Origin of the sequence: Microlunatus parietis, assembly GCF_013407955.1 — a bacterium.
In the GTDB taxonomy this organism is placed as follows: domain Bacteria; phylum Actinomycetota; class Actinomycetes; order Propionibacteriales; family Propionibacteriaceae; genus Microlunatus; species Microlunatus parietis.
Genome location: NZ_JACCBU010000001.1, coordinates 5,318,642 through 5,331,769, shown reverse-complemented (window position 1 = coordinate 5,331,769; position 13,128 = coordinate 5,318,642). Strand labels below are relative to the sequence as shown.

Here is a 13,128-nt window from a genome sequence, read left to right as displayed (position 1 = left end):
CGCTGGGCCCGCCGTGGTCCACAAACACCTGACCAGAACCTCGCCGTACGTCAGACGTGGACGATCTCCAGGTCGGCATCGACCCGAGCGATGTCCGCGTCAGCCGACGTGAAGACGGTATGGCGGCGTTCGCGGGCAGCAAGGGCCACATGCACATCCACGATGTCGGGGTGCTTGACCCGACCGATCGTGATCCCGATCTGCTCCGCTCGCGCGGCCGTGAGTTCATCGATGATCACCGGCCCATGATCAGGCCGACCGGCCTTGATCAATCGCGCCACGCCGGCCTGCCGCGGTCCGCTACGCCACACCTGCGCGACGACCGTTCGCGGCACGACAATCTGCAGAGCACCCGCGAGGACCTCTTCGATGATCTGGAGCATGATCGGCTTCCGTTGCTCAAGCGCGATCAGCGCGCCGGGATCGAGGACAACGCCTTTCACGCGACCCTGCCCCCGGGACGCCGTTGCGCCCGATCAGCCGCCGCGAGCAACTCACGCAGCTTCTCCTCCGACGCCTCGTCGACGGTCACGTCGGTACGCAGATCGGCCACGATCCATTCGAGGTGTGCCCTTGCCTCCAACAGTTCCAGCCCCTCGGCCACGAGCGCGGACACCGACTCCGCCCGCCCCTCGGCCACCGCGGCCGTCGCCCACTCGTAGAGATCATCGGGGAGCGACACGCCGATCTTCCTGGCCATACCGGCCACTCTACCCCTGGTATGACCATTCGAAGCGGGCTCCACGCAGCCCAACGAGCCGCCACTGGTCAGGGACCGCGCCCAGGTCTGAGCCGACGCGACGGGGGTCCGGGGGCGAAGCCCCTCCGGGCGGGGCCTGGGGGGTTGCACCCCCAGAAAACAACCGGACGACCCGGCGAAAGGTGCAAGTGCACCTGAGCAGGGTCGTCCTCAGTCCGGTGGACCTAACGCGACAATGTTCGAACCCTGCCCCCATCCTGAAATGGGTCACGACGACACACCTTCAGATACGGAAACACCCCTGGCCAGCGCGGGAGTCTGGAACCGAGATGGCGCGCGCGATCGTGTGCCTGAGCGAGCAAATGCTGACCGCTGCTGAGACTCGCTATGCCACCGGCGAGACGCTGCGCTCGATCGCCGGCAGATTCGGAGTCAGTCGCGAACGACTGTCAACGCGACTTCGCGAGCGTGGAGTCAGACTGCGACGCCGCGGACCCACGAAAGTCCAGATACAAGAGATGCAACGTCGATACGCTCGTGGTGACTCGTTGATGCGGATCGGGACGAGGATGAACCTCGATCCGAGCACGATCCGAAACCAGCTCATCAAATCTGGAGTCGTCCTGCGCGACTCCCACGGACGCGAACGGTAATCATGCTCAAATCTGAGCGCCACATCTTTGTCGGAGGACCGCGACCAGACGGCTCACCCATACTTCCGGTAGCTCATTCGGCTAGTAGATCGGCCGAACAACCGGGGAGCTCTGCGGCCACGCCGAGCGATGGTCCCATGACTGGCAAAGCGTCAGCCACGTGGGTCCTCGATGGCAACCCGTGATCTCATCCTCACGGTTCACACCGGCTCCTATGCGGTTACTTCTCTTGCGGCTGACAAGCGACGCCAGGACCATCCGACTGCACCTCCTCCCACTACACGAGATGAAAGGAATGGCAGCCAAACCTGTGGGATCGGGCTTCTGGCGATGGGTCTGAACGCCGCGACGGATCCGCCAAACTCCTTCGGGCTCAGGTCGCCCACCGCGACCCCAGAGGTAGGAGCGGTTGCGCATGTCCTTGACCCCTGGAATGTGGTACCCGTAGTCGGGTCAAGCGCCTGGAACACCTTGTGTCCGTACGCTCGCGGCGGTCCGTGCCCACCATCGTGCGGCGTTCCAGTCAGTCTCGTCAGGCAGCAAGCCCCACAGCCGGAAAGTCTTTACCATGGATTGGGAGGCAACCAGGGCGGCGGGAGGGAAGCTGGAGGCCACTCGGACTCCACGGGCGCGGCTGGTGACATTGCATCGGCTTTGGCTTACCCCATGACAACTCGGCCGCACTCTTCGACGTTCTGGACCAGGAACAGATCGACATGCTCGAGGACTTCGACGTGGATGACGTCACTGTGGCCGGGTCTCCAGGCCTATGGGTCGAAGGGTCGTTTCGAACCACGGATGGAGACTCGGCCGAGTGGTGCTTGGCCGCCAGCCGCACCACAGGCAGACCGGTGCACTTCGTTGACTCGCGGTCGGCTGGCCTCCTGTTGCTGATCGTCGACAAGCGGACCTATGCCATTGGCTACGGCCAGGGCCACCGACTTCTTTCTGGCGATCAGAAGGACCGCCGGTTCGGGCTCGAGTTCGCGATGCGCGCTCTCGATCCGAAGCAGGTCAGCAAGCTGATGCGCCGACGGCCTGGCGCCCGTGGGAGGACCGAGGTGACACGGATGCCCAGCGGATCGTCGATCTGGGCATTCGACGTGTCCGATGCGTACGCCGACCTCGTGGGCGGCGCCGGCGGCAAGTCGGAGAGCCTTCAACTCACCCACACGCGCCCGGACCGTCCTGTGCCGATAGACGGAGGCATCGGCTTGCGGATCCGCCTTGCGACCGACCCAGCCGAATTGGTGTCGGATATCCGAACCATCGCTCAAGTTCTCGACCGAGCACGCGTCACGGACCTGGAGTTCGCCGACCGCATGCGTCCCCTGCAGGATATCGACACCGTCACTCGCCTGGACAAAGATCTCGAGCTGATGCTGGGCAATAAGGCCGACGAGGCCGGGCACCGGCTGAGCAGCGTCGTCCCCATGGAACTCGCCGATGCGATCGACGATGTTCGCGCATACAAGGTCAGGCTGAACGGTGTCAGCCGCAGAGAATCCGAGGTCACCGTGGCCAATCTCCTCAACCGGGCGCACATTCTCCGGGCCGGAACCAGACTGCAATCCTTCCGGGACGGGCGGATCTCGGCGTATGCCGACGACGACTGCGACCATCTGCTTGGCGGCACTAAGGCCATCGAGTGGCTCGAAGCGATCACAAACTTCGATGACCGGCACTTCGCGCTCGTGGACGGCCACTGGTACGAGATCGACGCCGACTACCAGGAACGGCTGCGCCAGGCGGTGAATGAGCTACTCAAGATCCGGTCCGACATCGTTCTTCCCGACTGGCGTGTGGACCAGTCGGAGCGCGACTACAACGAGGCCGCTGCGTTCGATCCCGACCTTCACCTGATCTGCCTGGACCGCAAGGGAGTCCAGGACGAATTCCACACGCGGTGGGGCTTTGAGGCGTGCGACCTGCTCGGACCTGGCAACGAGTTGATCCACGTCAAGAAGGCCACTGGGTCCTCGCCACTAAGTCACCTCTTCATGCAGGCCTGCGTGGCCATCCAGGGCCTCGAGGGTTCTGTTCAGGCACGCAGCCGATTCCGGGAGATCGTCCGGAAGCACGGGCGCGGCCGCGAACTCCCGCCCGACTTCAAGCCAGCCAAAATCATCTTCGGGATCCTGCTCAAAGCCGGTGAGGAAATCACGCCTCGCACTCTGTTTCCATTCTCGCAGGTTGCGCTCGTCCAGGCCGCTCGACTTCTACAGTCGGCGCGCATCGAAGTCGAGGTTCGTTCCATCCACCTGGCCGAGACATGACCGCCTGCACGCTGGAAGGCGGTCCAGATAGTCGGGGCCTGGAGGCGCACCGGCAATCGGATCGTCCCAGTTGAGCGGTTCTAACGAAGGTGGTGGACAACCGAGACTGGTTGGCCAATTCTGTGCCAAGCCGGGCGACGTAACGCGGTCAATGACCCGAGAACTCCCACCAGCGCGGAGTGCAGAGCAGAAGCTCGTAGCCGACTCGTTCCTGTGGGATTCTGTGGCGCTTCGCAAGAACCGTTATTGCGCGTTGGCGGAGTTGCACGGGCAGGACGTCGACCAGCGTGGGATCGAATGTAGTCGGTCCCTTAGTTGTTGGGATCGAACGCTTGGAGAGCATGAGAGTCCACAGCGAGGTATGCACACGGGCGGTGAGGTCGACCGTCCTCGCAGCTGCGAGGACCTCGCGGGTGATCTCGAGCCCCCAGACATCGAGGTCGCCCCAGTAATGGACTTCAGTGATCGGAGTCGGATGGTCGAGAGCTGCGGTGATGGTCTGCGCAGCCCAGGTGCCCTGCCCGAACGCGACTGCGCAGTACGGGTGGCCGGACTCAGCGGCGAGGAGGCGGGCGCAAGTCCGGAACGCGGCAGTGTTCTCGACCATCAGCAGGCTGGTGCCCTCGCCAACCACCCGATATGCAAACGGGATCGGCACGTTCTCGTACCGCAGCAGCGTTGGCGATAAGCGATCTGGCCGCCAGAACGTCGCAGTTCCCCCGACTCGACGTGCGATCGCCTTCTCATCATCGAACAGTTCGGCAGACCGCTCTTCGGCCGGAACGATCGGACGCTCCGCACCACCATCTCGCAGCCAACGGTTCACACGGTCGAGCACGTCGTACTGCGGGTCACTGAGGTCCACGTCCGACGCCCAGGCAAGCGCATCCACCCACGGAACCGGGCGGCGGCCAACTCGCGCCGGCCGGCCGTCGATCAGTTTCACGAAGCGGGGTAACGGAATCGGAGCGAGGTTGTCCGTCGAAACGGACGGCTGAATCAAACCAGCCTCGCCGGCCGCCCCGATGAGCTCGGCGAGCTGTTTCCTGGCGTCGACGGCCCGAGATGCGTCGACGAACAGCCGGATGAAGATCCGCCAGATCTCGTCGGTGTCGACCCGGGTACGCCGCCCCGCGGCTTCCCGGAGCTCGGCCACGAAACGCTCAATGTCAGTCATACCCCGGCTCCTCATGCTGAACCAGCCGGATGGAATCCAGGTACACGAGATCGGCAGCCATCTTGTCGACGACGAGATGAACGTGACCTGAGCGTGGGTTCTCGCGACCGTCCAGTCGCACGATGTTCTTGAAGGATGCAAGAGCACCGACGTCGTGTAGCCCGGTTGTGTAGATCAGCTGCAGTCCGAAAGCATCCGCCACCCGTTGTTGCACCTCCATCAACGTGGCTTGATTGGCCTTGCCGATCGGATTGTCTAGCAGCAGGGGCAGCGCGGCGTTCGTCTGCAAGCCTGATGAACGGGCCTCGGTGCGCATCCTGGTCAGCGCGGCGAACATCACCAGTGCTACGGTCACCTTCTGGCCGCCGGAGAACACCGACATTTCACCGATGTCCACCCGTTCGTTTGTCAGCCGTTTGTGAGGTTTCAGGATCGTTGCGTGGAACGGACCGCCGATCGAAGCCGATACCGCGGTGTACAACAGGTCCATGCCGGAGGGCACCGTCTTGTCCGGATCGGCGCACACCCGGTCCACAACCGTCGCGACCTTGCCTGACAGCTCTTCCGTCGTCTCGGGCAGCTTGGGATGGGTGAGATGTAGGAACGAACGATCCGACCACTCCTCGAGCCCGGCCGGCATCCGGGTCCGTCGCTGCATCCGCTCGAGCAGCTTCACGGTCTCCTTCACCTTGCCGACCAGATGCTCGATCACGATCCGCCGGTGCCGCTCAACATCGGCGAGCTGCTTGTCTATGGTCAGCGCGAACGTATGCAGCTGACCAGTCAATTGACGTGCGTAGGCGCCGCGTTGGTCCGCCGTCCCCTCGGTCAACCGCGGTATCAGCGTCGGCAGGTCGTCGGTGAGCAGCTTCCTGAATTGATTGGCGAGATGGCGGACGTCGTCAAGCGCGCCGTCACGTTCCTGAATCGCGAGCCTAATGTACTCGGCGGCGTCGTCGAGCTTGGTCTGACTGCCGCGCCGGGCCTTCTCGGCGAACTCCGTACCACCCGACCATGCGGACTCTTCCCGCGGCAGGTCGATGATGTCGGCGGGGCGATCCATCATCACCGCACAGCGGCGCAGCACGACCGCGAGGTCAGCTGCTTCCCGCTCGAAAGCCTTCCGGTCCTGTTCGGCTTCGTCGGCCGCTCGGGCGTGATGCTTCTGGGAATCTGTCGCTTCCGAGTGTTCCTCGAACGCAGCTGCTGCCTGGGCTGTCAACTGCTCGAGCAGCTCCCGCGCTCGGTCGGCGGTGGCCGGCTCCTCGTCGAGCGGCGCTCGACGGCTCGGAGCGATCGCCTCCTTCTGCCGCAGGTCGTCCTGGGCAGCGGACAATGTCTGCTTGGCGAGCGCTTCCTGCTTCGCCAGCTCCATCAGGCTCGCCTTAGCGGCTCTGAGCGCGGTCTCCCGTGCGTCCAGGGTGGCGCCCTCTGGCCCGGACAGCAGTGTCCGAGCGAGGGTGACGACCTCGCCGTTCGCCTGCCGGATCAGCGACCCCAGCTCCGCGAGTTGCTTCTGCAGGTCGTTGCGCTCGCGCAGCAGTTCGCTGGGCGGGCTGGCCAGCTGCAGTTCGGTTCGCGCGGCCTCGAGAGCAAACTCCAGGCTGTCAACCGGATCGTCGGGCGGTGCAGTATCCACGGCCTCCAATCGCCAACGGGTGAACGCGTCGTCGATGCGGCTGATGCGAATCTGCAGCCCCAGGATCATCTCGTTCGCCGATTTCTCCCGGGTGCGCGCCGACTGACGGGCCGCATCAGCCTTCTGAGAACGACGTCGGGCCGCAGCGAGCTGTTCTCCTGCCTCCTGCAGATTGACCAACACCCCCGGCCGAGCAGCTTGCCTGTCGCTCAGCCCGCGAAGTGCTTCCTGCGCTCGCTCGACCTCACCCAGTCGATCACGAGCCGGCTGCACGGCTGCCGTCGCGGCCTGCGCCGTTGCACGGGCTTGCCGGTAGCCCACTTCTGTCGTCCCGAGCCGTTCGCGTACCTCCCGGACAATTGCTTGGCGGTCAGCCACTTCTGTGCGCCAGCGAGCGACCGCGTCGGCAGGATGCCGGTCGAGAAATCCAGTCAGCGCTGCCCGCGCTGACCTGGCCTCGTCCTCTCGGGCCCTCGCGGCTTGCTTTTCCTCGTCGAAGGCGTCCAGTCGGGCCTCGCGAAGCGTCGCCTCGGCCGCGGCCGCGTTTTCGTCGTACAACGCGGCCGGGCCCTGGAGAACCGTGAATGGCTCCGTCCGTTCCCCGTCAAGGGCAGCCATGGTTGTCAGAACGACCGGGCCGGTCAGGACCACGCTCCTGGCGATCGCGGCCGCGGCTTCCAGGTCAGACGGACCGTCCAGGACCACTCCACTGACAATCTCAGGACACCGCGAGATATACGCCGCCTGCTGGTCAACCGGCACACGCCTGCGAAGGACGTCCCAACCAGAGAAGGCCACGCCGATGTCCTCCGCTGCGGCGAGGACGTCCAGAACGGCCTCGACATCGGGGCTGGGTGGCAGTAAACCCGTGCGATTCAACCAGTCCACAGCCCGGGTATCTGTCGCGGCTGCGAGCTCGACCGCCACTCGATCGGCCGCCGCCCAGTCCGCATCTCGGCTCAGTCGATCGGCCGCCGCTTCGCCGTCCTGCCATACGTCAGGGTGCGCGGCATCGAACACCGCGGTTAGTCCCGGCGTCGACAAAAGCTGACTCAAGGCGGCATCCACGGCCTCAGAACGCGCAGCGGCTTTCTCGTACTCAGCCTGGGCATCGCTCAGCGCCGCTCTCGCCGATTCACGCTCTCTCTCCGCCCTGCCGACGGTCCCGAGAGCACCGTCCGCCAAAATCGCGAGGCGTTCGACCTCTGCGTTCCAGCGGTCGCGTTCGGCCGCCGCTGAGGCCCGAGCGTCATCGAGTGGCTGTCCAGACCTAAGCAAGCCGTCCTCTATCGCCCGGGACAGCTCATCGTCGAGTTGCCGCATCCGCTCCTCTGCGGACGCGACCGCGCTGGTCGCTTGGAGGTACTGGCTCCGGGCCTTCCCCTCCTCCTCCTCGGCGGCCGCAGCGGCACTATCGGCGTTCGCGAGTTCCTCCTCCGCTTCGTCTACTGTCGCCTGTTCCACGGCGCGAAGGCTCGTGAGCTTGGCAGCAAGTCGCAACTCGGCCTCGGAGACCGCTGTGCGTAGGGGCGCGGCGCGGTCGTCCATATCCCCGAGCAGCACACCGATCTGCGCCAGCCTGGCCTTGGCTTCACCCTGGGACCGCAACCGACCTGTGATCTCCCAGGCGTCAACTCGCAGCTGCGCCTTCTCGAGCTGTTCGGTGAGCTCTCCGTAAGTCCCGGCTGCCTCCTCATACTGCAAGCGTGCCGCGACAAGTTGGGCTTCCCGACCTTGCTGCTGGCGGTGGTTGCGGACCGACTGCGCCCTCTTCGCCTTGTCCTCGAAGTGTTCTGCCCGTCCTTTGTGGTGTCGGACTGAGCTTTTCGCAAGGACCATCGCAGCGCGGAACTGGTCGACCAGACGCAAAGCCGCATCCCAGTTTCCGGCCGCCTCCGACCGTTCCTCCTCCAGCTGAGTCTGCTGCGAAGCGGCGAACTCGAGCTTGCCCTCGACCGTCCGGCAGAACTGCTGTTGAGCGAGGAGGCTCGGTCGCTGCGTCAACGTGTCCCGCACACCCTCGACCACAGTCGCGACACCATCCGGCACCTCCGGCGGAATGATGTACGGCATCGCCCATTGCACGAATTGGTCACCGCCCTCGAAGTGGAACCGCTCCGAGATGGATCCCTCGTCCGCCGACATCTTGAGTTCGTCCGCGAACACCTCCGGGTCCAGCCCGTGCTGACGGAGCCAGTCCGCCCAGCGCCCCTGGTGGTTGTCAGGCCGGAACGCATCCCCTTCGATCAACGACGAAATCCCGGCCGAGAAGTCGGACAGCGGCCGGCGTTGATCGTCATCGGTGTGCATCAGCCGTACGGCACTCTCGAACGTCAGCCGGCCACCGCTCGGAGGTACGACGGCTGCCCAGAATTGCCTTAGCAACTGGGTGGACTCGCGGGACCGCTCCTGGCGGCGGTGCTTCCACTGCATAACCTGACCCAGCAAAAGCCGCGTGCCCGATCCCGATAGCGTCCGGACACCGGCGATCTGAGCGAACTCGAGTAGGATCTGCGACGTGTCTGTCGCCAGCACATAGTCACCCAGATACTTATCGGGCCTCCCGAGGAAGTCGTCGAGTGCCGGTCGCAATGGGCAGAACACGAGCGACAGCCAGGACGTCTTGCCGCCCATGTTTTCCAGCCATAGCACCGAAGAGGTCGGTTCCCCGTCGATGTCGGTGAGATTCACGGTGAGTGGATCGAAGCGGGCATCCGGATGCCCGACCGATTCCAGGTGAACGCGCCGAAGATGCCACATCAGTCGTCCTTCCCCGCTGCGGCCGATCGTATGGCGTCGAAGACCGCCTTCGCTGCCACCTCGCGGACGTGCAGACGGAATCGTTCTGTGCTGCGGAACACGTCCGACTTGGTGGTGTCGCGCACCATGAATTGCTGCTCGGCCAGCCAGCGCAGTACACGGCCGATCCGGTACACGGTGCAGTCCTGACGCAAGGCCGACGATCCTTTGTTCCGGGAGATCGACTTCTCCGCTACGTATACGGCTAGCGCGTCGGCAGTGGCGATCTCGTCCCCGGCCACCGTCGAGTCGGTCTGCGCCGCGGTCGCAGCCTTTCGGATCCATTCGTCGACCTCGACGGCCGTCACCTGACGTGCGCCCGACTCTCCGAACGAGTTCGCTGTGGGGTAGCAGTACGTCGCGATGCCGACGAACGCGACGCCGTACGTGATCCGCTCCGCGGCCGACGTCCACTTGAACTCCCGCGCGAGGTCGTCCGACCGGAGCGAAAACGGTGAGTCGTCCGCGACGTCGAGGATCAGCCCGACCTGCGGATCGGCGCCGAGCACGCGCAGACCGAGCGGCTCGGCGGCGAACCGCACCACGCTCGCGTACCCGGGGTCGGTCCGGAAGCGCTCCAGCAACGCCCGATGGGCGAGATCCGAGCCCGGGCGGCTGGTCCCGTCGATGGAGAACCTGAGGAGCCTGTTCGCGTCCGCGAAATCATCTGGCCGCATCTGCACCTCCTGACAAGCGGGACAGCAGCAGATCCGGAACCGTGAACCGGTCGAGACTCAGATCAATGCCACTCTCGATCGCGACGATGCCGACCAGCATGGGGTCGCGGGTCTCCGACGAGCCTCGCTCGCCCCAGCACCGCATCGAACACAGCGCTACGAGTAGCGCTACGTCGTCGTCCGCGCCGCACACGAGGGCCGACAGTGGAATCGGTTCCGGCCCGAGCTGTGCCATCATCGATCGGGCCTTGGCCCAGGTGTCGTCGTCGAACCTCTCGAACGGATTCCCGATCTCCTCGAGATCGCCGAGGTCCACGCCGACGAAGGCTTCCTCCCGCTCGCGGGGCCGGGCGAGAAGGACGTTGGCCAGCACCGCCAGCGACGGCACCCTGGGTGCGGTCGCTCCGGCGGACAGTGTGACCAGTGCCGGCGCCAGGTCCGCGAGCTGATCGGGTGGCATCGAGAGCAGCGGCTTGAACACATCGTCGTGCAGGTGAACCCTTCCGACGGCGAGTGAGATCGCGAATCCCTGGGCGACCTGAGCGGCACGGAAGCGCGATCGCGCTGCCAGGATGTGCCGTTGCAGAGCGAGCAGGTGTTGCAGCGTGTCGCCGACAAGCCGGACGACCGAGGCCGCCTGGGTCCGGGACGCCGGATCGACGTCCTCGGCCAACTGGGTCGCATGGTCCGACAATTGATGGAGGGCTCGGACCCGCCCTTCGAGGTGGGCCAGGGCGTCCTCGATCACGGTCTCGGCATCGGCCTCCCAGTCGATGTCACGCAGATCGCGCTCGACCGATCGGAGATACCGGTCAAGCCGATTGCGGTACTCCACGGCCATCCGCTGAGTCATCGCGGCGGACTGTTCCGCCTGCAACCACCGGCCGGACTCGATCTGCGCGCGCAGCACCGCCTCCGCGGCGATCTGCCGGTCCTCGAGATCCAAATCAAGACCGGCCAGGGTCAGATTGAGAGCAGCTTCGTCCGCATGCAGTCGGACCTCGCCATCGGACGTCAAAGTCTCGTAGAGGGCCACGACGCGCAAGTCCGCTCGAGTGTAGTCGGCCGGGTTGATCCAGGGCACGTCGAACCCACGAGCGGCATACCCCACGTTCAGCAGGCGATCGATGAGCCATGTCGCGACCTCGGCATGCTCAGCCGACGTCCGCCCCGGCGCGGATTGCGCCGCCTGCGCCCGGATCGCAGCCTCCACAGACATCCGTGGAACACCGCCTTCGGGATGCAGACCGTACTCCGCCGCAATGGCGTCGAAGGCGGAGACCTGAAGCAGCCGCATGTCGTAGGCATCCCAGGAGCGGTTCGCCCCACCCGCGCGGGCCGCCCGGTTCTTGTCGTGCTCGATATCGAGCAACGGCTGGAGGTGTGCAAGAACCCTCAGCCGGCGCACGAACGACCGCTCGGCGCCTCCTGAATCGGACATGTTCCTCAAAACCGTCGCCCTTGACCCTCTTCGACGGTTGGGGACGTGCCCAGGAGGACGTTGATCACCAGAACCTCCCGCTTGGCCTCGACCCAAGGAATCGACTCAAGTCTGACAGCGACCACTGACATCTGACGTCGCCAGACAAGGCGACTACGTCACCGTCGGACTGAAGCCGGGAGTAGTCATAGTGAACCCATGACCTTCATACCCGGATCGATGCGATAGAAGTGTTACACGGATGCTTCATTCGTGCGACACTTCTATCCATGATCGCGACATCGGACAGACTGCCCGACACATTCACCACGGCAACCGCGCTTGCACGTGGCGTGCATCCCCGCGATCTCTACAGGGCGCGGGACAGTGGCGCCGTCATCGAGTTGTCCCGAGGGGTGTTCCGCCGCGCGGACGCGCCGCCTGCGAGCTATCCGGACCTGCTCGCTGTCGCCTACCGGGCGCCCCGTGCCATCGTGTGCTGTGTGTCCGCGGCAGCGGTCTACGACTTGACCGACGTCATACCGCCCCGAGTGCAGATTGCGGTGACGACCGCGGACCGGCCGCCACGAATCGCCTACCCCGCCGTCGAGGTGTTCCGGTTCGGCACCGACACCTTCGAACTCGGCCTGACAACGGTCGAAGCCGCACCCGACGAGTCGGTGCGGATCTATGACCCCACGCGAACTGTCGTCGACCTGATGCGACTGCGACATCGCCTGGGCGAACCGTTGGCTCACGCCGCACTCCGCCGTTACCTCCGTCGCCGCGACGCACAACCCGGGCTGCTGCTGCGGATGGCGACAACGCTCGATGTTCGACAGCCCGTCCGTCTAGCCATCGACATTGCGAGCGCCGAATGACCAGAGTCACCCGCGAAACAGAAGCCGGACGCGCCTACCTCGATCTGCAGAACCGCGCCCGCCGGGAACACCGCAACACCCAGGAACTCCTGACCCTCTACATCGTCGAACGATGGCTCGCCCGGCTCAGCAAATCCGCCCACACCGAGCAGTTCGTGCTCAAGGGAGGAATGCTCCTCGCGACCTTCGACGCTCGCCGACCCACCGCCGATGCGGACGCACTCGCCCGTGACATGGCTAACGACGAAGCCACCGTCATCGAACGCATCCTCGAGATCGCTAGCCTTCCCGACAACGATGGCGTCGAGTTCCGCACCGACACCGTCACCGCGCACACGATCCGAGACGAAGCGCTCTACGCAGGCCTTCGCGTCACCATGGACGCCAGGCTCGCAACCGCCACCGTTCGTTTTCGGATCGATGTCAACTTCGGCGATCCGGTCACCCCGGCTCCACAAATGATCAACCTGCCAACACTGCGTCCAGAGACTGCTCCGATCCGGATCCTCGGCTATCCGATCGAGACCGTCCTCGCCGAGAAGATCACCACCGCCATCACCCTCGGCGACGCGAACACCAGAGTGCGTGACTACGCCGACATCTACACCCTCATCAGCAAACAACAGCTTCACCACGCCGCCGTACACGAGGCACTGCTGGCCACCGCGGAATTCCGCGGCACATCACTCCAACCGCTATCGGAAGTCATCGATGAGCTGGCCAACCTGCGGCACCAGGCCTATGTCGCGTACCGAGCATCGCTCGGAGCCGACGGCGAGCACCTGCCCCAAGTGTTCAGCACACTCGTCGAAACAGTCGCTGCCTTCGCCGATCAACTCATCGAAGCGCGACCACCCACGGCGATGTGGCTGCCGCAGGAGCTCCGATGGCGACATTGACCGGGCG

Annotated in this window: 9 protein-coding genes; 3 read left to right on the top strand and 6 right to left on the bottom strand. The window is 64.9% G+C overall.

Translation table 11 applies throughout. The annotated features are described in order from the left end of the window. Positions 1-50: 50 nt before the first annotated feature. Both BKA15_RS25690 and BKA15_RS25685 read right to left on the bottom strand, forming a co-directional pair. Positions 51-383, bottom strand: coding sequence for a PIN domain nuclease (locus tag BKA15_RS25690; protein WP_179755680.1), 333 nt, complete (start codon positions 381-383; stop codon positions 51-53). A gap of 56 nt (positions 384-439) precedes the next feature. Further along, positions 440-700 carry a hypothetical protein gene (locus tag BKA15_RS25685; protein WP_179755678.1) on the bottom strand — a complete coding sequence of 87 codons (261 nt, stop codon included), beginning with the start codon at positions 698-700 and terminating at the stop codon, positions 440-442. Between the two features lie 1,300 nt (positions 701-2,000). On the opposite strand from BKA15_RS25685, the gene BKA15_RS25680 reads away from it, so the two are divergent. Next, positions 2,001-3,629: a TIGR04141 family sporadically distributed protein gene (locus tag BKA15_RS25680; RefSeq protein WP_312879709.1), complete on the top strand. Its 1,629-nt coding sequence runs from the start codon at positions 2,001-2,003 to the stop codon at positions 3,627-3,629. Between the two features lie 148 nt (positions 3,630-3,777). Here the strand turns inward: BKA15_RS25680 and BKA15_RS25675 are convergent, their stop codons facing one another. The 4 genes from BKA15_RS25675 to BKA15_RS25660 form a co-directional block, all read right to left on the bottom strand. Further along, positions 3,778-4,806, bottom strand: coding sequence for a Wadjet anti-phage system protein JetD domain-containing protein (locus BKA15_RS25675; RefSeq protein WP_179755673.1), 1,029 nt, complete (start codon positions 4,804-4,806; stop codon positions 3,778-3,780). Continuing rightward, on the bottom strand, positions 4,799-9,205 hold the full coding sequence (locus BKA15_RS25670; RefSeq protein ID WP_179755671.1) for a coiled-coil domain-containing protein: 4,407 nt from the start codon (positions 9,203-9,205) through the stop codon (positions 4,799-4,801). Before BKA15_RS25670 ends, BKA15_RS25675 begins: the two co-directional genes overlap by 8 nt. Next, positions 9,205-9,789, bottom strand: coding sequence for a hypothetical protein (locus BKA15_RS25665; RefSeq protein WP_179755669.1), 585 nt, complete (start codon positions 9,787-9,789; stop codon positions 9,205-9,207). Before BKA15_RS25665 ends, BKA15_RS25670 begins: the two co-directional genes overlap by 1 nt. A gap of 118 nt (positions 9,790-9,907) precedes the next feature. Further along, positions 9,908-11,362, bottom strand: coding sequence for a hypothetical protein (locus BKA15_RS25660; protein ID WP_179755667.1), 1,455 nt, complete (start codon positions 11,360-11,362; stop codon positions 9,908-9,910). Between the two features lie 269 nt (positions 11,363-11,631). On the opposite strand from BKA15_RS25660, the gene BKA15_RS25655 reads away from it, so the two are divergent. Both BKA15_RS25655 and BKA15_RS25650 read left to right on the top strand, forming a co-directional pair. Continuing rightward, the gene (locus BKA15_RS25655; protein WP_179755665.1) at positions 11,632-12,222 is read left to right on the top strand and encodes a type IV toxin-antitoxin system AbiEi family antitoxin domain-containing protein; all 591 of its coding nucleotides are present in this window, start codon (positions 11,632-11,634) and stop codon (positions 12,220-12,222) included. Further along, a complete protein-coding gene (locus BKA15_RS25650; protein ID WP_179755663.1) occupies positions 12,219-13,121 on the top strand; it encodes a nucleotidyl transferase AbiEii/AbiGii toxin family protein in 903 nt (300 codons plus the stop codon). Before BKA15_RS25655 ends, BKA15_RS25650 begins: the two co-directional genes overlap by 4 nt. Positions 13,122-13,128 lie beyond the last annotated feature (7 nt).

Excerpts from the sequence above, each read along its gene's own strand:
- BKA15_RS25670 (WP_179755671.1), bottom strand. The coding sequence starts at position 9,205 with ATGTGGCATCTTCGGCGCGTTCACCTGGAATCGGTCGGGCATCCGGAT.
- BKA15_RS25655 (WP_179755665.1), top strand. The coding sequence starts at position 11,632 with ATGATCGCGACATCGGACAGACTGCCCGACACATTCACCACGGCAACC.
- BKA15_RS25660 (WP_179755667.1), bottom strand. The coding sequence starts at position 11,362 with ATGTCCGATTCAGGAGGCGCCGAGCGGTCGTTCGTGCGCCGGCTGAGG.
- BKA15_RS25685 (WP_179755678.1), bottom strand. The coding sequence starts at position 700 with ATGGCCAGGAAGATCGGCGTGTCGCTCCCCGATGATCTCTACGAGTGG.
- BKA15_RS25675 (WP_179755673.1), bottom strand. The coding sequence starts at position 4,806 with ATGACTGACATTGAGCGTTTCGTGGCCGAGCTCCGGGAAGCCGCGGGG.
- BKA15_RS25690 (WP_179755680.1), bottom strand. The coding sequence starts at position 383 with ATGCTCCAGATCATCGAAGAGGTCCTCGCGGGTGCTCTGCAGATTGTC.
- BKA15_RS25650 (WP_179755663.1), top strand. The coding sequence starts at position 12,219 with ATGACCAGAGTCACCCGCGAAACAGAAGCCGGACGCGCCTACCTCGAT.